The organism is Aeromonas cavernicola, assembly GCF_002795305.1.
GTDB lineage: Bacteria > Pseudomonadota > Gammaproteobacteria > Enterobacterales > Aeromonadaceae > Aeromonas > Aeromonas cavernicola.
Map to the genome: position 1 here is coordinate 1 of NZ_PGGC01000129.1, position 22399 is coordinate 22399.

A 22399-nucleotide genomic window follows, 5' to 3' on the forward strand; every position below is an offset into this window, starting at 1 on the left:
TTCGAGGATGCCGCGGGTGGCAGCCTCCAGCACTGGCTGGCCGAGCGGCAGATCAACGCCCGCCCGGCAGCCCACAAAGCCTCCTACCAGAAGGATTTCTACCGCGACGCGGCTCTGTGCAAGTCGTGCCACAACGAGTTTGCCCCGGGCACCGGCGCCAATATCGTCAACACCTGGGACGAGTGGGAAAAATCCAGCTTCGCGAACGCGGAGGATCCTGCCAAACGGCGCACCTGCATCGACTGCCATATGAACCCGGAGCCGGGCAATGGCGGCGCGCCGGTGGCGGGCCAGTCCACCGAAAACGGCACCATGAAAGCCCGGCTCTATCGCCACAACTTTACCGGCGCCCAGCACCAGCTGGTGGGGCTGCGCAATCCAGACCTTGAACAGGAGAGTCTGGCGCTCTTGCGCTCCAGCGCTACCCTCTCCGCCCGGATCGAACAGGCTGCTGATAGTCAGCAGTTGGTGGTGCGGGTCGCCAATACCGGCGCGGGCCATGCCCTGCCCACCGGGGTGGCCGATTTTCGTGAACTCTGGCTGGAACTGACCGTCACTGACGCCAGCGGCAAGGTGGTGCTTGCCAGCGGCCAACCGGTGGATGGCGCTGTCCCTGAAGATGCGCGACTGTTCAGAAAAGTATTCGGTGATACCGAGGGCAAGCCGGTGGGACTCAAGTTCTGGCGTTACGCCAAGCTCTTGGAAGATACCCGCATTCCGGCCGATGGCTGGCGCGATGAAGCCTGGCCGCTGCCCACAGATGCCCAAGGGCCCTTCAAGGCCGATATCAAACTCAATTTCCGCACCTACCCCAAGTGGGTCAGTGATGCGGTGCGCGCCGCCGAGCCGAGCTTGCCGGAGCCACCCATAGTGCTGCTCACGCGTCTACAACTCAATCGGTTGCAACTCACCTTGCAGCCTCTCCCCATCACGTCCGCTACGGAGCCTCAATCCTGATGTTTGCAAGTTTTCTGATTACCCTGCGCGAGGGGCTGGAAGCCTTCCTACTGGTCGGCATCTGCCTCTCCTACCTCGCCAAGCTGGGGGCGAGCCGCTACAACACGTTCATCTATCTGGGGGTGGGGCTTGGCCTTATCGCTTCCCTTGGCGTCGCCTTCCTGTTCCAGGTGGTGGTGAGCCAGTTCGAGAGCGAGCGCTACAACCACCTCTTGATGGCGGGGATCCTGATCTTCGCCACCTTGGTGCTCACCTACATGGCAGTCTGGATGCAAAAGCAGGCCAAATCCCAGGTAGGGGCCATGACGGCGCGCATCGATGCGGCCATCGATGGCGGCAACCTGTTTGGGCTGGTGCTGCTCGCCTTCCTGGCGGTGATGCGCGAAGGGTTTGAAACCGTGCTGTTCTTCTCCGCCCTGATCTATTCGGGGCAAGGGGTAGATCTGCAATCCGGCCTGATAGGCGCGCTGGCGGGGCTGCTGCTCGCCATCGCGCTGGTGTGGGGGCTGCTGCGCTCCACCCGCAAGGTGGCGCTGGCGCCTTTCTTCCGCTGGACTGGCCTGCTTATCATCATCATCGCCGCAGGTCTGCTGTCGTCCGCCGTCAACATGTTGCAGGCGGCAGATATCATCACCTTCTGGACTACACCGGTGTTCGACATCAGCCATATTCTCGACGATCAGGGGGTATTTGGTACCTTCCTGCGCGCCCTGTTTGGCTACAATGCCTCACCCGCTGGCTTGCAGCTGCTGACCTGGGCCCTCTATCTGGTGATCTTCGTTACCCTCTGGCAGCGCAGCTATCGTTCGCAGGCCCGAGCAGTGCCCGCAAGAGGCTGAGTTCGCCACGTTGGTCATCACATCTTCAGGGGGCGGCGCATTGATGTCTCCCCCTGCTCAATCAAGCAGTTTCGGAAAACGTCATGAGCGATAACAACAAGAAGCACATTGCGGTGCTGGGCGCCGGCCCAGCCGGTTTGATGGCTGCCTGGCGCCTGCGCCGTGCCGGTTTTGCGGTCACCCTGTTCGAGCAGGAGCCGGTGGTCGGCGGCATGTGCGCCACCCAGACTTTCAAGGGGCGCGATGGGGAGTATCGCTTTGACTACGGCGGCCACCGCTTTATCACCAAGAACCCCGAGCTGCTCGCCTTTATCGACGAGCTGATGGGGGACGATCTGCTCCACGCCGAGCGCAAGAGCGTGATCCGCTTTGGCGGGCGCACCTATGACTACCCCCTGAACCTGCCCAACCTGCTCAAGACGGCGCCGCTGGCCCTGATGGCAGGTGCGGTAAAAGACTTGCTGCTGTTGCCTTTTGCCAAGAAGCCCACTGATTTTGCCAAGGCGAGCTTTGCCGAGTGGATCCAGAGTCACTTTGGCCGCACCCTCTACCGCCAGTTCTTCGAGGGCTACACCGGCAAACTATGGGGCATCAACCCGGACAAGCTCTCCGCCGACTGGGCTGGCCAGCGTATCAGCCTGATCGACCTCAAAGACGTGGCGCGTCGCCTGCTGCCAAGACGCAACGGCAGTATCTCGGTGCGCACCTATGCCCGCAAATACCGCTATCCCAAATATGGCTTCGGCCAGATCTTCACCACCCTGGGGGAGCGGCTGGTGGACGAGGGAGTCGCGCTCAAGACCGGCGCTACCATCACCCGCCTTGAGCAGGCTGATGGCCGTATTGAACGGGTGTATTGGTCACAAGATAACGTTGAGCAGAGCGAGTGCTTTGATCAGGTGATCTCCACCCTGCCGCTGCCGCTCACCTGCCAGCATCTGGGCTTGCCGTGCGATCTGCACTACCGGTCGCTTCGCTTCGTCAATATGCCCCTCAAACAGGAGAACCTGTCGGACAACACCTGGCAGTACCTCTCCGATCCCCATATTCTGGCCACCCGTCTGCAGGAGCCGCGCCGGCGCAGCCCCTTTATGGCGCCACAGGGCCAAACCTCGGTGATGCTGGAGATCCCCTGCAATCCGGGGGATGCCACCTGGCAGGCGCCGCTCTCTGATCTGCGCGGTCGGGTTACCGCCGATCTGGCGAGCCTCGGCGTTGATACCCAGAAGCTTGGCGATGAGACGTTCGAAGCCCGCAGCGAGTACGCCTATCCACTGATGGATCTCGGCTATCAGGCCCGTCGCAACGAAGCCATCAAGGCACTGATGCCCATCACCAACCTCATCATGACCGGCCGTCAGGGGACATTCCGCTATATCTTCACCGACACCGCCATGGAGATGGGGATGATGGCGGCCGATATGGTGATCGACGGGGTGGACAGACGTCACGCCATCTTTAACCATCGCAACGAAAACACCGTGATAGAAACCCAGAGCGTGGCGTGAGGCTTGTCGGTGTCCAACAGGTAGACAGACGCCGCAACACCTTTAACCATCGCAACGAAAATACCGTGATTGAAACCCAGAGCGTGGCCTGAGTGCCGCGCCATTGGCATAAGTAAGGAGAACAGGATGACCATCCGCCCGGGTTTACTCGCCCTCACCCTGCTGCTGGCCCTGAGCGGGCAGGCGCAGGCTTACTCCTACGCCGCCGCCGGCAAGGAGCCACTGATCGACGCCCGCGAAGCGCTGCTTGGCGCCGCCACTGACGGCAAGGATGCCAGCACCACCTTGAGCGAGATTGCCGACGAGCTGACCTATCTGGAACAGCACCACAAGGTGGAACTGCAAGGGCCGCTGGCCGCCGCCATCAAGGCCAAAGACGCCGCGGCTACCGCCGCCCTGCTCAACCGCGCCTACAAGGCGGAGATCGAGCGCCGCCTCGAAGGGGCCAGCCAGAATCTGGGCGACTACCAGACCGCCAAGGTGCTGGTGGTCAAGAGCAAGCGCTTCCTCGACTTGATCCTCCCCTCCCTCAGTGAAGGGGATCGCAAGGCGGCCGAACAGGCGCTGGCCAAGGTGCTGGATGCCATCGGTAACCCGGGGGTATTCGGGGTGGGCGCCAAGCCCGCCGATGCCGCCGCCTTTAGCGATGCAGAAAAAGCGCTGATGGCCGTGCTAGCGCCGCTTTGATGGCCACCAGCCAATCATTGCGCCACCTCGCTGTGACAAACGGTGGGTTTCGCTACGCTCTACCCACCCTACGCACGGCCTGCCGATAAATGCACCCGGACGCTGGTTTGCCCCCTTCTCCCCTTGCGGGAGAAGGGCTGGGGATGAGGGGTAAGGTAATGGCCCGGCGTTGGGCTTCCCCCTGCTCCACCATCCTTTGGCTGCTCATTCTGCTGCAACTGGCCTGGCTCGGCTGGCTGCTGGCCTTCCCGGCGGCGCTCGATTCCGACGATGCCCTCAATTTTGCCCACGGGGTAACGCGCTTTAGCGTGCTGGAGTTCTCCCCCCACTTTCCGGGCTACCCCGCCTTTATCTGGCTGGCACGGCTGATCAATCTGGCGGTGGACGATCCGGCCCGCGCGGTGCAGTGGGCCAGCCTGTTGGGGAGCAGTTTGCTGGCGCCGCTCGCCGCCTTGCTGGCGGTGAAGCTGTGGCAACGGCCAAGCCTGCTGGCACCTGTCTGGCTGCTGGTGCTGGCTCTGCCGCTTACCCCGACCCTAGCGCTCTCCGGCCTCTCGGATGGACCTGCGCTTGCCGCCTGGCTCGGGACACTGCTGGCCTTGCAGCAGCGCAGGATTACGCTAGCGGGTCTGTTACTCGGTCTGTTGCTAGCCCTGCGCCCCTCCTATTTTGTACTGGCGCTGCTGCCCCTGTGGCTGGGAATGGCGCAAAAGGGAACGCGCGTCAGGTTTGTGTTCCCCATCGCCTTGGTAGGGCTTATCAGCCTGCTCTTTGTCTGGCAGGCCGATGGCTGGGCCTATTTCAGCGAAGGGCGGCGTTTTACCGACGGCCACTTTACCCTGTGGGGCAACACAGCGGCAGCCCACGGCGATCGGCTGCTGAGCTGGGCGCGCACCTTCAACGATCAGCTCACCCCGCTTTGGCCCTTGGCTGTTGGGGCGCTGCTGGTACTGCCGCTTTGGCAAAGATCAAAAAACCACCCTGCCGCCCTCCCCCCGCTCTGGACGCTCTACTGGCTCGCCCTGCTGCTCTGGACCCTGTTTGGCCAGAATCCCGACAATCCCCGCCATCTGGCGCCCATCACCCTGCTCGGTATTGTGCTGCTGGCAGGTTGGCTGCCGCGCTGTGGCGAGAAGCTGGCAACGGTGACCGGATTGCTGCTGCTCGGCGCGACCTTTACCCTGCCCCGTCCGCCCGCCATGATGCAAGCGGCAAAACTGGCAGAAAAAGCGTGCCCGGCGCTGGTGACCCAGTGGGGGGTGAGGCTGCTGCGGGAGACCACAACCCTACCGGTGACCGATGGCTGGTACCAAGGGGATGCAGCGCTGGCACTCTCTCAGGGAGCCTGCCGCCTCAGTCGCCGCCCCATCACCGCGAGCGAGATGCCTACGGCGGTGGATCAGCACTGGTTTGCCCCGCGCTTTGCCGCCGAGCCAGGTTTATGGCTCGCGATACCCGATCCCCCAGCTCGGCAAAACTGATAAACTCGTCCCTTGCCCATGCCTGCTCATTTGAACCTGACTACTGGAAATCCTATGCCGCACCCATCCTCTTCACAGACTGCAACACCACGGGCAGCCCTCTCTCCCCGCTTGCTCTTTATCTTGCTCGGTGCCTTGGCGGGCCTGACCCCGCTGGCGGTGGATATGTATCTGCCCGCCATTCCAGCCATTGCCCGAGATCTCGCCACCAGCATCGACGGCGCCCAGCTCACCATCAGCGCTTTTTTGGGCGGCTTTGCCATCGGCCAGCTCTTCTATGGGCCGATCGCCGATAGCTTTGGTCGCAAACCGGTGATCTTGGCGGGGCTGCTGATGTTTGCCATCGCCTCGGTCGGCTGTGCGCTGGCTGATACCCTGCCAGAGTTGCTGGCATGGCGGATGCTGCAAGCCGCCGGCGGTGCGGCCGGCTCGGTGGTGGTCAATGCCCTGCTGCGCGACCTTTTCGAGAAGGATGCGTTTTCCCGCGCTATGTCATTTGTCATTCTGGTGATGACCTTGGCGCCGCTGGTGGCCCCCGTGGTCGGTGGTTATATCAGCGCCCACAGCCATTGGCGGGTGATCTTCTGGCTGTTAATGGGGATCAGTTTACTAATTTGCCTGATAATCCAGTGGAAAATCCGAGAAACGCTCAAACCAGAACATAAACAACCGCTTAGGCTAGGTCAGGTACTGCGCAACTACTGGCGTGTCCTCTCCCATCGCGGCGCCATGGGCTACGTGTTGTGCGGCGCTTTCTCCAGCTCCGGTATGTTCGCCTTCTTGAGTGCGTCGCCCTATGTCTACATCGAGTATTTTCACGTCCCCACCGAACATTATGGTTGGCTGTTTGGCCTCAATATTTTGCTGATGATGGCCGTTACCTTCGTCAATAGCCGAGTGGTCAAAGGGATTGGGTCAGAGCGGATGCTGCAATACGGTCTGGCCATCTTGCCGTGTGCGGGCGCGCTGCTGATCTATAACGCATGGAGCCAAAGTGGTGGCTTGTGGGGCATCGTGATCCCCGTGGTGCTGTTTGTGGGTCACATCAGTCTGGTCGGCGCCAACGCCATGACCGGTCTGCTCGGCCACTTCCCGCAGGCGGCGGGCACGGCCTCGGCGCTTGCCGGTACTCTGCGCTTTGGCATCGGCGCCTGCGTCGGCATTCTGGTTAACCTCAATCCGCCCAGCTCCCCCCTGCCCATGGCCATCGCGATCGCCAGTTGTGGGCTCGCCTCGGCCGTTAGCTATTGGCTACTGGCCGGGAAGCGATAATCCTCATATCAACAACTAGCCGCCCTGATGCACAGCAGCAAGGGCGGCTTTTTATTGGGTGAATCAAGCGTCAACCACTGCCCCCCATGGCCGCATACCAAGAGGATGACGCTATGGCTTTCCCCACATTGCCCCTAGCCAGCCTGCTGGCTCCTGCCTATGTGGCTTAGGTGAGCTGACTGACCGTACCCTTGCCAATAAGAAATGGCCAATAAAAATGGGGCGCGGTCATGGGATTAACCCACAACCGCGCCCCATCAATCATGGATCACGCCATGACTCACGAGGGTGCATACTTACCCTTCGCGGCGCTTACCACCGAATTTGCGCTTGTCACCGGCAGCAGCACCGCCTTCACGGCGATCCTTGTTAAAGGGACGGTCACCCTGCGGACGACGATCCTTGTTGAAAGGACGGTCACTGCGGAACGGACGATCACCACGGGGCGGACGGCTAGCGGTGTTGCCACCAGCAGGGACTTCGGTGTAGCGGGTGATCTGCAGCGGGCGCTGGCAAACACGGGCTTTCTTGATCACCTCCAGTACCTCGGCGGTCATGCCTTTGGGCAGATCGACCGTGGAGAAGTCATCTGCGATGTCGATGTTGCCGATGAAACGGCTCTCGATGTTCGCTTCGTTGGCAATAGCACCCACGATTTGGCCCGGCTTGACACCGTGATGAGCACCCACGTCTACGCGATAACGCTCCATCTCTACGTCTGGATTATCTTTCAGCGGACGGGCCGCCAGTGAAGGCATACGGCGCGCGGCGCGATCGCCCCGATCTGCACCATCACGACCACCTCGATCATTGAAATCACGGCGCTCGAAACCACCACGATCGCTGCTGTTGTTCAACAGTGGGTCTGGGATGGAATCATCCAGCAGCAGCGGTTGGTCACCCTGTACCAGCTTGGCCAGTGCAGCAGCCAGCTCCAGCGGATCGGCAGAGTCCTCTTCAATCAGCTCGTTCACCAAGTTGTGATAGATCTCAAGCTCTTCACCCATCATGGTTTCGCGGATGCGCTCTTTGAACTTGGTCAAGCGATGTTGGTTGATGTCATCGGTGCTCGGCATCTTCATCGGCTCGATGGCCTGACGAGTTGCGTGCTCGATGGCACGCAGCATGCGACGCTCACGGGGCGCCACAAATAGGATGGCCTCACCTTTACGACCAGCACGGCCAGTACGGCCGATCCGGTGCACGTAAGATTCGGTGTCATACGGAATGTCGTAGTTCACTACGTGAGTGATACGCTCAACGTCCAGACCACGGGCGACCACGTCGGTGGCGATCAGGATATCCAGCTGGCCTTGGCGCAGCTTGTCAACGGTGCGCTCACGCAGCTTCTGCGGGATATCACCGTGCAGCGCTTCACAGGCATGACCACGGGCAGCGAGCTTACCAGCCAACTCTTCGGCCGCGTTTTTGGTACGCACGAACACCAGTAACGCTTCGTAAGGCTCCACTTCCAGCAGGCGAGTCATGGCGTCTAGCTTGTGCAGGCCAGTCACCTGCCAGTAGCGCTGGCGGATGGTCGGTGCAGTTGAGGTCTTAGAAACGATTTTGATCTCTTTAGGCTGCTTGAGATGCTTTTGGGCCACTCGACGGATCTGATCCGGCATGGTGGCGGAAAACAAGGCAACCTGACGACCGGCAGGGCATTGCTCCATGATCCAGTCCACGTCGTCAATAAAGCCCATCCGCAGCATTTCGTCTGCTTCGTCCAGAACTAACGCTCTCAGACCCGAGAGATCCAAGTTCTTACGACGGATCAAATCCATCACCCGACCAGGGGTACCGACCACCACCTGAGCACCTCGGCGCAAGGCACGGGTCTGGGTTTCGTAGGAAGAGCCACCATAAATAGGCAGTACATGGAAATCAGGCATGTGATGGGCATAACGTTGGCATGCTTCAGCAACCTGCAGCGCCAATTCACGGGTCGGTGCCAGCACTAAAATCTGGGTGTTGCGGTTACCAGCTTCCAAACGAGACAACAGAGGTAAGGCAAAGGCAGCGGTCTTCCCTGTACCGGTTTGTGCCTGCCCCAGCAGATCGTGTCCCGCCATCAGGTGGGGAATTGCGGCGGCCTGGATGGGAGACGGGCGCTCATAGCCCACGTCTTGCAGCGCTTTTAATACAGGCGCGGCAAGTCCAAGCTCACTAAAAAGGGGCAGTTGTTCGGTATCAGACATAGATTCTTCCAGATTAAGGCAGGCGGCTAACACCGCGGAATAGCAAAAAGGCGGAGATTATAGCGCCATTTTGTTCTTCTGTCTTGGAAAATGTGATAAGCATCTCAAGACGTCGACGATTATAAAACGATCGTCCGGCAATGGCTTGTTTATTTTTTGTTCATTTTACTGCGTGGTCTGATCAGACCTTATCAGCCTCCCGCTGCCGTTTGTGTTTGAGCACGGCCATGGTCAAGCGACTGGTGCACAACAAATGGTGCCGTTCATCGCGAATCTCTATCTGCCATACCTGAGTGGTCGCCCCCACATGCAGGGGAGAGCCGCGCCCGATCACCATCCCTTCCCGTTTAGCGCGCAGGTGATTAGCATTCACCTCCAACCCCACACAGTAACTCTCTGGCCCCACCGCCATGTTGGCTGCCAGTGACCCGATCGTTTCCGCTAGTACCACCGATGCTCCCCCATGCAACATGCCAAGGGGCTGATGGGTACGCTGATCGACCGGCATGGTGGCCTCCAGCCAGTCGGGACCAAACGCGGTATAGACGATCCCCAAATGGGCCATCAGGGTATGCTCAGAGGTCGCGTTCAGTCGCGCCAGACTCATGGGTTTGCGCCAGATGGCTGGCGTTTCATGGTCACGCTGCTCGCTCATCACTTCGCTCCTACATATTAGAAATCTGCCGATGTGGGCTCGTCACAAGCCACTTGTTATCCTGCGCCAAGACCACACTCAACCCACTTCGAATGGTAAACCGAGCAGGTGGCATCAACCCTGTGGGATAGCGGGTAGCGACACCCGCTCAGAGCCAGCACGCCACCCTCATACGGTTGTATCAAGTAAGCAGGCCGTGGGGGCATAACACAGATTGCCGCCACGGCCGAGCTCAATGGGTTATTAGATCAGGGTGAGCAGCGCTTGCAGGGGATGCTTGAGCCCCTCGCCCTCGATCCGTTTAACCTGACTACGGCACGAATAGCCCGTTGCCAAGCAGCGCCCTTGTGGCAAACGGGCCAGTGGCTCGGCCCAGCTCAACCCATAAATTCCCTTGGAGTTCTCCACCTGTTTGACGTCGTGACCATAGGTGCCCGCCATGCCGCAGCAACCCACCGCCACCGGCTGTAAGCTGGCGCCAAAACGACCAAAAATAGTACTCCAATCACCATGGGTCGAGGGCTTGGCGGTCTTCTCGGTACAGTGAGCAAACAGATACCAAGGCCCTTGATCGCTTCCCTCCTCGCTCTTTGCCTGGTTGGCTCTGACGGGCAGCTGATCGGCAGGCAGCGAGAGCAGCCACTCCTGGGGCAACATTACCTGAAACTGGCCACGGGCAGGGCCCAGCGCCTTGGCATACTCATCGCGATAGCAGAGCACCATGGCCGGATCCACCCCCACCATGGGGATACCGAGCGCCGCAATCTTGTTGAGAAACTGAGCGCTATTGGCGGCAGTGCGGGCAAACCCTCGCAAGAACCCCTTGATGTGCTGGGGCTTGCCGTTGGGCTTGAAGGGCAGCAGATAAGGCTGCAAGCCGAGCTTGCTGGCGAGTTGCACCAAGTCCCGCACCACAGGGGCATCGTAATAACTGGTGAACGGGTCCTGCACAATCAGCACTACCTTCTGGCGCTGCTCGGCACTCATGGCCTCCAGCCCCAGCAGATCAAAATAGCGGGCGCGGTTGTCATGCAGCGTCTCGGCCAAGGTCGGCACCGAGAGCAGCGGCACATCCACCATGCCAATGCTCTTCTCGGCTGCCTTTTGGGCCCACTCTTTTTCAAGGAAGAAGTTCACCAACTTCGGCACCTTCGCCAGCCAAGGGGTGTAACGCTCAACGGTGCCCACCATGTAATCCTTGGGCGCGCGCAGGTAGCGCCCGTGGTAGAGCTGCATAAAGCGAGCGCGAAAATCGGGCACATCCACCTTGATCGGGCACTGACTGGTGCACGCCTTGCAGGCCAAACAGCCCGCCATCGCCTCCATCACCTCATGGGAAAAGTCATACTCGCCACGGGTGCGTGCTAGGGTGTTACGCACCTTGTCGATCAGGCGTTTCACACTCACTCCGCCACTTTGCAGTTCAATCTCTTCCGCCAGTGGATCAAAACCCTGCTCCGCCAGCTGACGCAGCCATTCGCGCATCAAGCCCGCTCGCCCCTTGGGGGAGTGGCGGCGATCGCGACTGATCTTGACCGAGGGGCACATGGGGGAGTCGGTCTCGAAGGTGAAGCACAGACCGTTACCGTTGCAATCCATGGCGCGGGTGTAACTGGTACGCACCGCGAGCGGGATCTGGCGATCAAATTTGCCACGCTTGGGGCCATCCACCGACACCAGCTCAGCGCCGCTGCCATACGGAATGCAGATCTTGCCCGGGTTGATGCGATTGCTGGGATCAAACGCCCCCTTGACCCGCTGTAGCTCTTCCCACAGCTCGCCAAAAAAGGCGGGGCTGTATTCGGAGCGAAACCCCTTGCCGTGCTCCCCCCACATCAGGCCGCCATATTTGGCGGTGAGTGCCACTACTTGATCGGAGATCCGACGCAGCAGCACCTCCTGCTCGGGATCACAGAGATCGAGCGCGGGGCGCACATGCAGCACACCGGCATCGACGTGGCCAAACATGCCGTAATCAAGGCCGTGGGCATCGAGCAGGGCACGAAACTCCATGATGAAATCGGCCAGCGACTCTGGCGGCACCGCCGTGTCTTCGGTGAATGCCACCGGCTTCTTGCGCCCTTCGGCGTTACCCAGCAGCCCCACCGACTTCTTGCGCATGGTGTAGATGGTCTCGATGCTCGGCAGGTGATCACACACCTGATAGCCGATGATCCCAGCTTCACCGTTAGCCAGCAGCGCGTCGATACGGCGGCACAGCTCCACCACCTTGGCCTGGTGTTCTGGCTCGTCGGTGTCAGCAAACTCGACGATATTGAGCCCCTGCAGATCCTTGCCGGGCACATCCTGAATAAGGTCTTTCACCGAATGCCAGATGATGTCGGCGCGGGCCAGCCCCAGCACCCGGGAGTCAACCGTCTCCACCGACAGCGCTTGCGCCTGCACCATAAAGGGGGCGTTGCGCAGGGCCGAGGGAAAGCTGTCGTACTTGACATTGACCAGGGTGCGGTAGCGCGGGATGGGGGTGATGTTGAGTTTGGCTTCGGTGATAAAGCCGAGAGACCCTTCAGATCCGCACAACACCCGACTCACATCCAGCGTGTCCGTATCCGGTTGATAGAGGTGCTTAAGATCGTAGCCAGTCAAAAAGCGGTTGAGTTTGGGGAAGGTGGCGTCGATGTCGGCGCGGCGCTCCTTGCCGATGCGATAGAGGGTGCGATAGATCTCCCCTTCGCGGTTCTCTAGGGCCAATTTATCCGCCAGTCGGGGGCCATTGACCGGCGTGGTGGCGATAATGTCACCATTTTCCAGCACCGCTTTCAGGCCCAACACGTGATCCGAGGTTTTGCCGTAGACCAGGGAACCCTGCCCCGAGGCATCGGTGTTGATCATGCCGCCCAAGGTGGCGCGGTTGGAAGTGGAGAGATCTGGCGAGAAGAAGTAACCGTGGGGCTTTAAATAGGCATTGAGTTGATCTTTTACCACCCCAGCTTGCGCCCGTACCCAGCCCTCTTCCAGATTAAGGTCGAGGATCTGGTTCATGTGGCGCGACAGATCGACCACCACCCCCGCCCCCAACGACTGGCCGTTGGTCCCGGTGCCACCACCACGGGGGAAAAAGCGTAAGGAGGCAAATGCAGGTGCTTGTGCCTGCTTGAGCAACAGCGCGATGTCATCGGCACTGCGTGGGTAGAGCACCGCCTCGGGCACGACCTGATACACGCTGTTGTCCGTCGCCATCGCCAACCGGCTTGCGTAAGACTTTTCGATATCACCACGAAATGCTGATCGCGCCAGCAACTCAAGAAACTGCAGGGTTGTCGGTGACAAACTGTCCTGGTAATCGAGTCTCGGGATCATGAATCCTTGTTCCCTTATTTGCTTAATGCCGGAACTCCGGCGACAACGACTGGCCTGTTGCCTCTGTTGGGCGCACTTGCTGTAAGTACAATTAAGGCCAATCTGCTCACATGTGAGCGGGCAGTATATCAGCTAGAAAACCGCTTGCGCGTAGCAATCTTTACCCTTTTATCTGCCTCACCCAGCGACGTTGCAGGAGTAACTTGGCCACCGTTCTTTCATCGCTTTATCACGCCAAGGGCACTGCTCGGTTATCTGACCGCAATAACAACAAACGCGACCTGACGTCGCGTTTGTTGTTTACTGATGGGGAACGGCGCAATCCGCCACCCCCCATTCTTGCTCAGCCTCAGCCAGCATTACGCACCGTGACCGCCTCGGCCAAGTTACGCAGCAGGGTTTCAGTGTCATTCCAACCAATGCAAGCATCGGTAATGCTCTGCCCGAAGGTAAGACCACAGCCCTCGACCAGATCTTGCCGCCCTTCCACCAAATGGCTCTCAACCATCACGCCAAACACCGCTTTGCTGCCAGCACGCAGCTGACCTGCCACATCGTCAGCAACCAACATCTGGTTCTTGAACTGCTTGCTGCTGTTAGCGTGGCTGAAATCGATCATCACTTTTTGCGGCAAGCCCGCCTTGACCAGCCCGCTGCAGACGTCAGCCACATGGGCCGCGCTGTAGTTCGGTTCACGGCCACCACGCAGAATAATGTGACAGTCTGGGTTACCGGCGGTCGCCACAATGGCTGAGTGGCCATATTTGGTCACCGACAAGAAGTGGTGCGGCGCACTGGCGGCACCAATGGCGTCAATAGCGACCTTGATGGTGCCGTCGGTGCCATTTTTGAAACCCACTGGGCACGAGAGGCCAGAGGCCAGCTCACGGTGTACCTGGGACTCGGTCGTCCGCGCACCGATGGCGCCCCAGCTCATCAGATCTGCCATGTATTGCGGAGTGATCATGTCGAGAAACTCGGAAGCGGTCGGCAGCCCCATATCATTGAGGTCGAGCAGCAGCTTGCGGCCAATGCGCAGACCATCGTTGATCTGACAGGTGTTATCAAGGTAAGGGTCATTGATCAGTCCCTTCCAACCGACGGTCGTCCGTGGTTTTTCGAAGTAGACCCGCATGACGATCTCCAGCTGCCCCTTCAATTCATCCCGTAAGGCTTTGAGTCGCTGACCATATTCCAGTGCTGCCGCAGGATCGTGGATGGAACAAGGACCAATCACGACCAGCAGACGCTGATCTTCACCGGCCAAAATCTGATGAATCGCCTGACGGGATTCAAACACCGTTTGGGCTGCAGTTTCGGTGGCTGGAAACTTTTCAAGCACCGCAACCGGGGGCAATAACTCTTTGATTTCACTGATACGAACGTCATCGGTTTGATGCTGCATGATAAAATTTCCTGCTAATAACTGCGATAGAGAGCTGCCAATCTAGCCCGAGGCCCGTGGAGTGTAAAGAGATAATGACATTTTTCTTGGATGAATTTTCTGATTATATCTTGCAAGTTTTATAAATAGTGCTACCCAAACAGAAACATCCCATGGCCCTGGCACTAAAAGAGGAAGGCCCGCAGCAAGGCGGGCCCTCGACGATGGGTTGAGCGGGCTCAATCACGCACGCTGACACTGGCCAACTTGTCGAAGTAGTCAGGGAAGGTCTTGGAAGTGCAGCCTGGATCATTGATGGTCACCGGCGTCGCCGACAACGCCACCAGTGAGAAACACATCGCGATACGGTGATCGTTATAGGTATCAATGGCCGCATGTTTAAGCGTCGTTGCTGGCGTCACGGTAATAAAATCGTGTCCCTCTTCCACCTCAACCCCTAGCTTACGCAGCTCAGTCGCCATGGCATGGAGTCGATCGGTCTCTTTCACCCGCCAGTTATAGATGTTGCGAATGGTGGTCGGCCCTTCGGCAAACAGTGCCGTGGTCGCAATGGTCATAGCGGCATCAGGAATGTGGTTCATGTCCATGTCGATACCGTGCAGCGGCGCCTGCGCAGCTTCGATAAAGTCATCACCCCAAGTGATACGAGCCCCCATCTTTTCGAGCACATCGGCAAAATGAATATCCCCTTGGATACTGTGTTTGCCGATCCCGGTCACCCGAACCTTGCCCTTAATCGCCCCAGCAGCGAGGAAGTAAGAGGCACTGGAGGCATCCCCTTCCACTAAGAAATCACCGGGACTGGCGTAGGTTTGATTGCCCTTGATGTAGAACACCTTGTAGTGATCATGCTCAATGACCACCCCAAACTGCTTCATGATGTGCAAGGTGATGTCAATGTAGGGCTTGGAGACTAGCTCCCCTTTGATGTGGATGCGGGTATCACCTGCAGCCATGGGTGCCGCCATCAAAAACGCGGTCAAAAACTGGCTGGAGACCGAGCCATCAATGTGCACATCACCGCCCCACAGGCCTTTGGCGTCCACCACCAACGGTGGAAACCCGTCTTTTTTCAGGTATTGAATGTGGGCCCCCGCTTCGCGCAAGGCATCCACCAAATGGCCAATGGGGCGTTCTTCCATGCGCGGCTCGCCGCCCAAGGTGTACTCACCAGACCCCAAGCACAGCGCGGCGCACAGCGGACGCATCGCGGTGCCGGCGTTGCCGAGAAACAGATTAACCGGCTCAAAGACCGAAAAACTGCGGCCCAGGCCGTGCACCGTACACTCGGTCTTATCCGCAGAGAGTTTGTATTTCACCCCCAGCTGGGTCAGCGCAGCCAGCATATGGCGAATGTCATCGCTGTCGAGCAAATTGGTAAGTCGGGTGGTCCCGCGGGCCAGCGCCGCCAGCAGCAGGGCTCGGTTAGAGACACTCTTAGAGCCTGGTAAATTAACCTCACCGGCAACCTGAGTGATGGGTTCCAAAAGCAACGAATTCATAGACTTCCTGTAACTATTAAATAAATCATCTGAACGGACGTTAGCAGCCTAGGCATGACTCGGCAAGGCCAAGGAGGGCACAAACCGCACCGCCGTTCAGCAACCGCACCTGTTAGGGTAAAAATAGACGCCGGGGAGTCCCCGGCGTGCTCGATAACCGTTAGCCTATCGCCGGGGGCGCTTAGCCGTGCCGTTTGGCAAAGCCTTCCATAAAGTGAACCAGCGCTTTGACCCCCTCCAACGGCATGGCGTTATAGAGGCTAGCACGCATACCACCGACAATACGGTGTCCCTTGAGTGCTAATAATCCAGCGGCTTCCGATTCGGCCAAAAACTGCTTGTCCAGCTCGGCATCTTGCAACTGGAAAGGGATGTTCATCCGTGACCGACAGCGCACGTCGACCTGATTGCCGTAGAAGCTCGATTGATCGAGATAGCCGTAGAGGAAATCGGCCTTCTCTTTGTTGCGCGCAGCCATCGCCGCAAGCCCCCCCTGCTCTTGCAGCCACTCAAACACCAGACCAGCCAGATACCAGGCGTAGGTTGGTGGGGTGTTGAACATGGAGTCGTTCTTGGCGGTGAGCTTGTAGTCGAAAATCGACGGCACATCGGCTCTGGCCTGATCCAGCAAATCATCGCGCACGATGGCAATGGCCAGCCCTGAAGGCCCAATATTTTTCTGCGCGCCGGCATAAAGAATGCCAAATCGGCTCACATCAACAGGTCGGGAAAGAATGGTTGAGGAGAGATCCGCCACCAATGGCACCTCGCCGGTCGCGGGGATATCGAACATTTCGATCCCTTCGATCGTCTCATTCGGGCAGTAGTGAACATAAGCGGCATCGGGGCGAAACGCAGGGGTCGGCAGCAGATGTGAGATGCCCTGCTCGTTTTTAGCCACCCCTTGATGAGTCAGGATATCGCCATACTTTTTCGCTTCATCCACCGCACTTTCAGACCAGACACCGCTGAGCAAAAAGTCCGCCTTTTTATTGGTGCCGCCCAGCAGGTTCATCGGCACAGCAGAGAATTGGCCGCGGCCACCGCCATGCATAAACAGCACCTTGTAGTTGTCCGGTACTGCCAACAGGGCGCGCAGATCCGCTTCGGCTTTCTCGGCTACCGCCATGTAGGACTTGCCGCGGTGGGAGAGTTCCATGATCGAGGCTCCCAGCCCCTGAAAATTACAAAATTCGCGCTGGGCGCGCTCCATGACTTCAACCGGCAGCATGGCTGGGCCGGCGCAGAAGTTGTAAATCTGTTTGCTCATGACGCTTTCCGTGAGTGGATGAGAGTTATCGATGACTTGTCAGGTTTTACACAAGAGCTGGCATAGGATCAAAGGCTTTTTCGCCATATGGGCGCCTTTTTCGCTTAAAAAATAGGTCGTAATAACAAAAAAGCCCTGAATGGCTCAGGGCTTACAGAAAAGAGATATGAAAATAGGGGGTAGCCCACATAACCTACAGACATGGCCCTTTTTCAGCAGCTTATAACTTCGCGGTGAGGGCTGGCAGGACGCTAAACAAGTCCCCCACCAATCCATAGTCGGCCACTTGAAAAATCGGCGCATCGCTGTCTTTGTTGATGGCTACGATCACTTTGGACTCTTTCATCCCCGCCAGATGTTGGATAGCGCCCGAAATCCCAACCGCGATATAGAGATCCGGCGCCACCACCTTACCGGTCTGCCCCACCTGCAAATCATTGGTGACATAACCCGCATCCACCGCGGCCCGCGACGCCCCGACCGCCCCGCCCAACTTGTCAGCAAGGGCCTCAATCAAGGCAAATTGCGCCTTAGAGCCCAGCGCCCGTCCGCCCGAGACCACCACTCGGGCAGCGGCAAGATCAGGCCTGGTGGATTGTACCGCTTGACGCTCGATCAACCGAGTACGGCAATGTACCTCTGCTACAGGAAGCCGCTCGATGGCGACAGTGGCCGTCTGGGCCCCTGCCGCCGCAAACGCACTCGTCCGTACGGTCATCACCTTGATGGGGGCCGAGCTTGCTACTTTTGCAATGGCATTGCCGGCATAGATGGGGCGCAAAAACGTGTCGTGTCCCTCGATAGCTGTGATGTCGGAGATCATCTCCACACCGAGCCGAGCGGCCACCCTAGGTAGCAGATCTTTGCCCATTGTGGTGGCCGCCATCACACAGTGCGAATAGCCGTCACACCAGCTGGCCACCTGCTTATCGACCCCATCGAGCAACCCTGTCGCCAGCGTGCGATGCTCGGCTAGCCGCACCTTGGTCACCCCATGGATAGCGCTGACTTGCGTGGCGACCTCAGTTAATTGATCCCCCAGCAACAGCACATGCAGATCGTCCCCCAGCAATCTTGCCGCCGTGACCAGATGGAGCACCGAATTGGCGAGCAGCCCTTGTTGATGTTCGGCAATGATCAAGATGCTCATAGTACCTTCGCCTCATGCTTGAGTTTGTCTACCAGCTCATCCACCGAGCCTACTCGGATCCCTGCGCGGCGGGCGGGCGGCGCCATGACCCCCAGCAAGTGAGTATGATGGGCTGGCTCGACTGCGAGCGCAGCAAATGGTGCACTCTCCAGCGGCTTGCGTTTGGCCTTCATGATATTAGGCAGTGAAGCAAAGCGGGGCTCATTGAGACGTAGATCCACACTCACCAGCGCAGGTAAGGCCATGCCAAGCGTCTCAAAACCTCCGTCAATTTCCCGGGTCACCTGCAACTCATCGGCCACCAGCCGAACCGCCGAGGCGAAGGTAGCCAGTGGCCAATCTGTCAGTGCGGCCAGCATCTGGGCCACTTGGTTGTTGTCCGAGTCGATGGCCTGTTTGCCAAGCAGCACCAAGTCTGGCTGCTCCAGCTCACACACTTTTTGCAACGCACGGGCGACCGTGAACGGGGTAAGGGTCTCGCTCGTGACATAATGGCAGGCCCGATCTGCCCCAAGGGCGAGGGCGTGGCGCAGTTGTTCTGCGGCCGCCTCTGGGCCAAACGTGACCACCACTAACTCGTTGGCCACTCCCGCTTCACGCAGCCTTACCCCCTCTTCTACCGCGATCTCACAAAAGGGGTTGATGCCCATCTTCAGGTTGGCCAGCTCCACATCCGAACCATCCCCCTTCACTCGGATCTTCACGTTGTAATCGACCACCCGTTTGATTGCGACTAGCAGCTTCATGGGTTATGCCTCGGCTGTTTGACAGAGATTCACCGTTGTTATCTATCTGATACTTACAAAATGCTTTACGTTTACGTAAACTACCAGCACTACCCTAGGCCAACACGAGCGCAGAGGCAAGATGGAACGGGAAGCGATGGAATTTGATGTGGTCATTGTCGGTGGTGGGCCAGCAGGGCTGAGTGCCGCCATTGCGCTAAAGCAATCCCACGCCAACTTGTCTGTCTGTTTGTTAGAAAAGGGGGCCGAGATCGGTGCCCACCTGCTCTCTGGTGCCCTGTTTGATCCTGTTGCCCTGAAAGAGTTACTGCCCGACCATTGGCAGCAAGCGCCCCTAGGCGTGCCGGTCAGGGATGACCAGCTGCATCTGCTGCCCAACGCCCATCGCTCGCTGCAGCTACCACACTGGGCAGTACCGCCGCACATGGACAATCGGGGCTGCCACATCGTCAGCCTAGGTAACCTCTGTCGCTGGCTAAGCCAACACGCCCAAGCGTTGGGGGTTGAGATATATCCAGGTTTTACCGCAAGTGAGCTGATCATGGAAGCGGGAGTGGTCAAGGGTGTGATCACCGGCGATCTTGGCTTAGATCGCGCAGGCCATCCTAAGGCCGATCACGTACCGGGGATGGCGCTATATGGCCGCTACACCCTGTTTGCCGAGGGAGCCCGTGGCCATCTGGGCAAACAGTTGATCGCCACATTCAATCTGGAGAACCCTGCCCAGCCCCAGCATTACGCCATCGGCTTCAAAGAGTTATGGCAACTGCCCGCCGGTAAGGGCAAGCCCGGAGAGGTGCTGCACGGCAGTGGCTGGCCCCTTGGTAAACAGGACGGTCAAGCGAGCCACGGGGGCTTCTATCTCTATCACATGGAAGGGGATCAAGTGGCGGTTGGGCTGATTGTCGATCTTAACTACCAACACCCATGGCTCAGCCCGTTCGATGAATTTCAACAACTTAAGCACCATCCGTTGCTTGCCACCATCCTGAAAGGGGGCGAGCGGATCAGCTATGGTGCTCGTGCCATCACCAAGGGGGGATGGCACTCCCTGCCACGTATGCACTTCCCCGGCGGCTTGCTGATCGGTTGCGATGCCGGCACCTTGGATTTTTCTCGGATCAAAGGGGTCCATACCGCGATGAAATCGGCCATCTTGGCAGCCCATACCGTTGCGACCAGCCTGCGGGACGGCGATCAGGGTGGACGAGACCTCAGCCAATACCACGAGGCTGTCACACAGAGCTGGTTAGGAGAGAGTCTCTACCGAGCCCGCAATACGGGGGCAGCGCTACATCGCTGGGGGCCCTGGCTTGGCGGTACCTTCACCTGGTTAGAGCAACAACTGTGGAGGATACCTGGCCTGCGCCCACTGCTTGACGCCATCACCCTGCTCGATAAAGAGCCCGATTATCGCCAGCTCCGCCTTGCCAGCCGCTGCAAGCCCATTCACTACCCCAAGCCAGATGGCACACTCAGCTTTGATAAACTCTCCTCGGTCTATCTGGCCAATACCTATCACGACGAAGATCAGCCCTGTCACCTGAGGTTGCAAGAGGCCCGCATCCCCATCGCCGTCAACTTGCCAATGTGGGACGAACCGGCTCAACGCTACTGCCCTGCCGGTGTGTTTGAGATGGTGGGAGAGGCTGGCGCAACCCAGTTGCAGATCAATGCGGCCAACTGCATCCACTGCAAGACCTGCGACATCAAAGACCCGAGCCAGAATATCATTTGGACCCCTCCTCAAGGTGGATCGGGCCCCAACTACCCCAACATGTGAGCTTCAGTTAAGACTGATGGTTCGGACTGTTCGCTATCGCTATTTCTATCACAACCACAGATCCGACCTCGTGGAATTTTTGAACAAACACACTCACTTGCTGATGATTAGCCCCTGACAAGCGTGATTTGCCCCTGTATAGTTCGCCGCATTCAGGTTCTCCATCGGCCCGTTTTGCATATGTCACGAGATCGCTTTCAAGGTGATCTAAGGCCGCATGACCTGAACAACCATCCCTGCATTACCCATGACTTTTTAAGGGGGGACAGATGATCACCGCCTACATTCTCAACAATAAAATACTGGACATCGTCACGCTTGGGCCTGACGACATAGTGCCGGACAACACCATCTGGCTGGATGCTTACAAGCCGGATAACCCAGAGCGAGAATGGTTGACGGGCCTGTTTCTTGAAGAGGTCCCCGACAAAGAAGAGCTCGATGATATCGAAGCCTCTGCACGTTTTTACTGGGATACCGATGGCTTGCACATCCACTCCCTGTTCCCTCAGCGGATCGGCCGTGACACCAAAGGGGTTCACGTCTCTTTTACCTTGCGCAACAACCTGCTGATCAGCATCCGTGAGGATGACATTGGCTTAGTGCGTTTGATGCGCCACTACATGCGCCAAGAGCGGCTAGAGGTCGAAGATGCCCTCGATGTGCTGCTGGAAGTGCAAAATCTCAAGGTGGAATACCTCTCTGACCTGATCGAAGATGGCTATAAAACCTTGGAAAACACTGCCGATCAGATCTTCGAACCGGATCAGATCAATCCTATGCTCAAGGAGTTGATGGCACAGGAAGAGGCCAACGGCCAGATCCGCCTCTCCCTGCACGATACCCGTCGTGCCCTGCGTTTTTTAAAGCGCAGCCTGCGCCAGCGGATGAGTTTGGAGCAAAACAAGTGGATCGACGAGATGCTGCATGATGTCGAATCACTATTACCTCACACTCAGTTCCTGTTCGATAAAATTAACTTCCAGTTGGAGGCCTCGATGGGGGTGACCAATTTGGAACAGAACAAGGTGATCAAGATCTTCTCGGTAGCCGCCGTGATCTTCCTGCCACCGACGCTGATCGCCAGTATCTACGGCATGAACTTCGGCCACATGCCGGAGCTCGCTTGGGAGTACGGTTATCCGATGTCGCTGGTGCTGATGGTGATGTCATCGCTCGGCACTGGCTTGTTCTTTAAACGTAAAGGTTGGCTGTGACCCTGGTCATTGCCTAGCCCGCCAATCGGGTAACATCAACGAGGGGGAGCCAATGCTCCCCCTCGTTTATTAGGCTCTGTTTATTTCACCCGTTACCTCTGCTTGTAAAACCACCCTGCCCGCCCCATATCCTGCTTTCACTGCCATTTTTGGATACTCGGCCAGCATGAGCCTCTACCCCGAACACCGCTATGACGATCATGGCCAACTACGCCCTCCCCTCTGGTTCTGGCCCATTGCCCTACTGCTGACACGCTCCGTCTGGCTGTTTGTGATGGCAGGGGTCACCCGCGAGAGCGGCAGCCAGATCCTGACCCTGTTCTATCCGGACAAGATCACGCTCTACATCAGTCTGCTGACCGATCTGCCTGCCATGCTAGCTTTACTGGCTGTCTCCTATACACATCT

Annotated in this window: 16 protein-coding genes and 1 pseudogene; 9 read left to right on the forward strand and 8 right to left on the reverse strand. The window is 58.3% G+C overall.

What is annotated here, in order from left to right; genetic code table 11:
* The 6 genes and pseudogenes from CUC53_RS13800 to CUC53_RS13825 form a co-directional block, all read left to right on the forward strand.
* Positions 1 to 957, forward strand: a pseudogene (locus CUC53_RS13800) (hypothetical protein); the annotation flags it as partial.
* Entirely contained in the window at positions 957 to 1796 is an 840-nt protein-coding gene (locus tag CUC53_RS13805; RefSeq protein ID WP_100294692.1) for an FTR1 family iron permease, read from the forward strand. The pseudogene CUC53_RS13800 and the gene CUC53_RS13805, both read left to right, overlap by 1 nt.
* An 83-nt stretch (positions 1797 to 1879) precedes the next feature.
* Positions 1880 to 3304, forward strand: a complete 1425-nt coding sequence (locus tag CUC53_RS13810; protein WP_100294693.1) for an NAD(P)/FAD-dependent oxidoreductase — start codon at positions 1880 to 1882, stop codon at positions 3302 to 3304.
* Positions 3305 to 3430: 126 nt separating this feature from the next.
* Positions 3431 to 3991 (forward strand): hypothetical protein, encoded by a 561-nt coding sequence (locus tag CUC53_RS13815; RefSeq protein ID WP_100294694.1) that lies wholly within the window; start codon positions 3431 to 3433, stop codon positions 3989 to 3991.
* Positions 3992 to 4149: 158 nt separating this feature from the next.
* Positions 4150 to 5472 (forward strand): hypothetical protein, encoded by a 1323-nt coding sequence (locus CUC53_RS13820; protein WP_167386760.1) that lies wholly within the window; start codon positions 4150 to 4152, stop codon positions 5470 to 5472.
* Between the two features lie 54 nt (positions 5473 to 5526).
* Positions 5527 to 6744: a Bcr/CflA family multidrug efflux MFS transporter gene (locus tag CUC53_RS13825; protein ID WP_100294695.1), complete on the forward strand. Its 1218-nt coding sequence runs from the start codon at positions 5527 to 5529 to the stop codon at positions 6742 to 6744.
* A gap of 296 nt (positions 6745 to 7040) precedes the next feature.
* On the opposite strand, the gene CUC53_RS13830 is transcribed toward CUC53_RS13825, so the two are convergent.
* The 8 genes from CUC53_RS13830 to CUC53_RS13865 form a co-directional block, all read right to left on the reverse strand.
* Complete coding sequence (locus CUC53_RS13830; RefSeq protein ID WP_167386761.1) at positions 7041 to 8942, reverse strand: DEAD/DEAH box helicase; 1902 nt, start codon at positions 8940 to 8942, stop codon at positions 7041 to 7043.
* A 181-nt stretch (positions 8943 to 9123) separates the two neighbouring features.
* Entirely contained in the window at positions 9124 to 9597 is a 474-nt protein-coding gene (locus tag CUC53_RS13835; RefSeq protein WP_100294697.1) for a hotdog fold thioesterase, read from the reverse strand.
* Positions 9598 to 9840: 243 nt separating this feature from the next.
* Positions 9841 to 12918 carry a D-2-hydroxyglutarate dehydrogenase YdiJ gene (gene ydiJ, locus CUC53_RS13840; RefSeq protein ID WP_100294698.1) on the reverse strand — a complete coding sequence of 1026 codons (3078 nt, stop codon included), beginning with the start codon at positions 12916 to 12918 and terminating at the stop codon, positions 9841 to 9843.
* A gap of 349 nt (positions 12919 to 13267) precedes the next feature.
* Positions 13268 to 14323 carry a 3-deoxy-7-phosphoheptulonate synthase AroG gene (gene aroG / locus CUC53_RS13845; RefSeq protein ID WP_100294699.1) on the reverse strand — a complete coding sequence of 352 codons (1056 nt, stop codon included), beginning with the start codon at positions 14321 to 14323 and terminating at the stop codon, positions 13268 to 13270.
* Positions 14324 to 14541: 218 nt separating this feature from the next.
* Positions 14542 to 15825 carry a 3-phosphoshikimate 1-carboxyvinyltransferase gene (gene aroA, locus CUC53_RS13850; RefSeq protein WP_100294700.1) on the reverse strand — a complete coding sequence of 428 codons (1284 nt, stop codon included), beginning with the start codon at positions 15823 to 15825 and terminating at the stop codon, positions 14542 to 14544.
* A gap of 181 nt (positions 15826 to 16006) precedes the next feature.
* Positions 16007 to 17095 carry a 3-phosphoserine/phosphohydroxythreonine transaminase gene (serC, locus tag CUC53_RS13855; protein ID WP_100294701.1) on the reverse strand — a complete coding sequence of 363 codons (1089 nt, stop codon included), beginning with the start codon at positions 17093 to 17095 and terminating at the stop codon, positions 16007 to 16009.
* Between the two features lie 220 nt (positions 17096 to 17315).
* Complete coding sequence (locus tag CUC53_RS13860) at positions 17316 to 18245, reverse strand: electron transfer flavoprotein subunit alpha/FixB family protein (protein WP_100294702.1); 930 nt, start codon at positions 18243 to 18245, stop codon at positions 17316 to 17318.
* Positions 18242 to 18991, reverse strand: a complete 750-nt coding sequence (locus CUC53_RS13865; RefSeq protein ID WP_100294703.1) for an electron transfer flavoprotein subunit beta/FixA family protein — start codon at positions 18989 to 18991, stop codon at positions 18242 to 18244. The genes CUC53_RS13860 and CUC53_RS13865 overlap by 4 nt, the downstream gene beginning before the upstream one ends.
* Positions 18992 to 19112: 121 nt before the next feature.
* On the opposite strand from CUC53_RS13865, the gene CUC53_RS13870 reads away from it, so the two are divergent.
* The 3 genes from CUC53_RS13870 to CUC53_RS13880 all read left to right on the forward strand — a co-directional run.
* Positions 19113 to 20774, forward strand: coding sequence for an electron transfer flavoprotein-ubiquinone oxidoreductase (locus tag CUC53_RS13870; RefSeq protein ID WP_100294704.1), 1662 nt, complete (start codon positions 19113 to 19115; stop codon positions 20772 to 20774).
* A gap of 269 nt (positions 20775 to 21043) precedes the next feature.
* Positions 21044 to 21991: a magnesium/cobalt transporter CorA gene (corA, locus tag CUC53_RS13875; RefSeq protein ID WP_100294705.1), complete on the forward strand. Its 948-nt coding sequence runs from the start codon at positions 21044 to 21046 to the stop codon at positions 21989 to 21991.
* Positions 21992 to 22157: 166 nt separating this feature from the next.
* On the forward strand, positions 22158 to 22399 hold a 242-nt coding region (locus CUC53_RS13880; RefSeq protein WP_157798282.1), incomplete at its 3' end, for a DUF2919 family protein.

Coding starts and splice junctions, on each gene's coding strand:
- CUC53_RS13825 (WP_100294695.1), top strand. CDS start 5,527: ATGCCGCACCCATCCTCTTCACAGACTGCAACACCACGGGCAGCCCTC.
- CUC53_RS13810 (WP_100294693.1), top strand. CDS start 1,880: ATGAGCGATAACAACAAGAAGCACATTGCGGTGCTGGGCGCCGGCCCA.
- CUC53_RS13805 (WP_100294692.1), top strand. CDS start 957: ATGTTTGCAAGTTTTCTGATTACCCTGCGCGAGGGGCTGGAAGCCTTC.
- aroA (WP_100294700.1), bottom strand. CDS start 15,825: ATGAATTCGTTGCTTTTGGAACCCATCACTCAGGTTGCCGGTGAGGTT.
- corA (WP_100294705.1), top strand. CDS start 21,044: ATGATCACCGCCTACATTCTCAACAATAAAATACTGGACATCGTCACG.
- CUC53_RS13830 (WP_167386761.1), bottom strand. CDS start 8,942: ATGTCTGATACCGAACAACTGCCCCTTTTTAGTGAGCTTGGACTTGCC.
- ydiJ (WP_100294698.1), bottom strand. CDS start 12,918: ATGATCCCGAGACTCGATTACCAGGACAGTTTGTCACCGACAACCCTG.
- aroG (WP_100294699.1), bottom strand. CDS start 14,323: ATGCAGCATCAAACCGATGACGTTCGTATCAGTGAAATCAAAGAGTTA.
- CUC53_RS13860 (WP_100294702.1), bottom strand. CDS start 18,245: ATGAGCATCTTGATCATTGCCGAACATCAACAAGGGCTGCTCGCCAAT.
- CUC53_RS13835 (WP_100294697.1), bottom strand. CDS start 9,597: ATGAGCGAGCAGCGTGACCATGAAACGCCAGCCATCTGGCGCAAACCC.
- CUC53_RS13870 (WP_100294704.1), top strand. CDS start 19,113: ATGGAACGGGAAGCGATGGAATTTGATGTGGTCATTGTCGGTGGTGGG.
- serC (WP_100294701.1), bottom strand. CDS start 17,095: ATGAGCAAACAGATTTACAACTTCTGCGCCGGCCCAGCCATGCTGCCG.
- CUC53_RS13820 (WP_167386760.1), top strand. CDS start 4,150: ATGGCCCGGCGTTGGGCTTCCCCCTGCTCCACCATCCTTTGGCTGCTC.
- CUC53_RS13815 (WP_100294694.1), top strand. CDS start 3,431: ATGACCATCCGCCCGGGTTTACTCGCCCTCACCCTGCTGCTGGCCCTG.
- CUC53_RS13865 (WP_100294703.1), bottom strand. CDS start 18,991: ATGAAGCTGCTAGTCGCAATCAAACGGGTGGTCGATTACAACGTGAAG.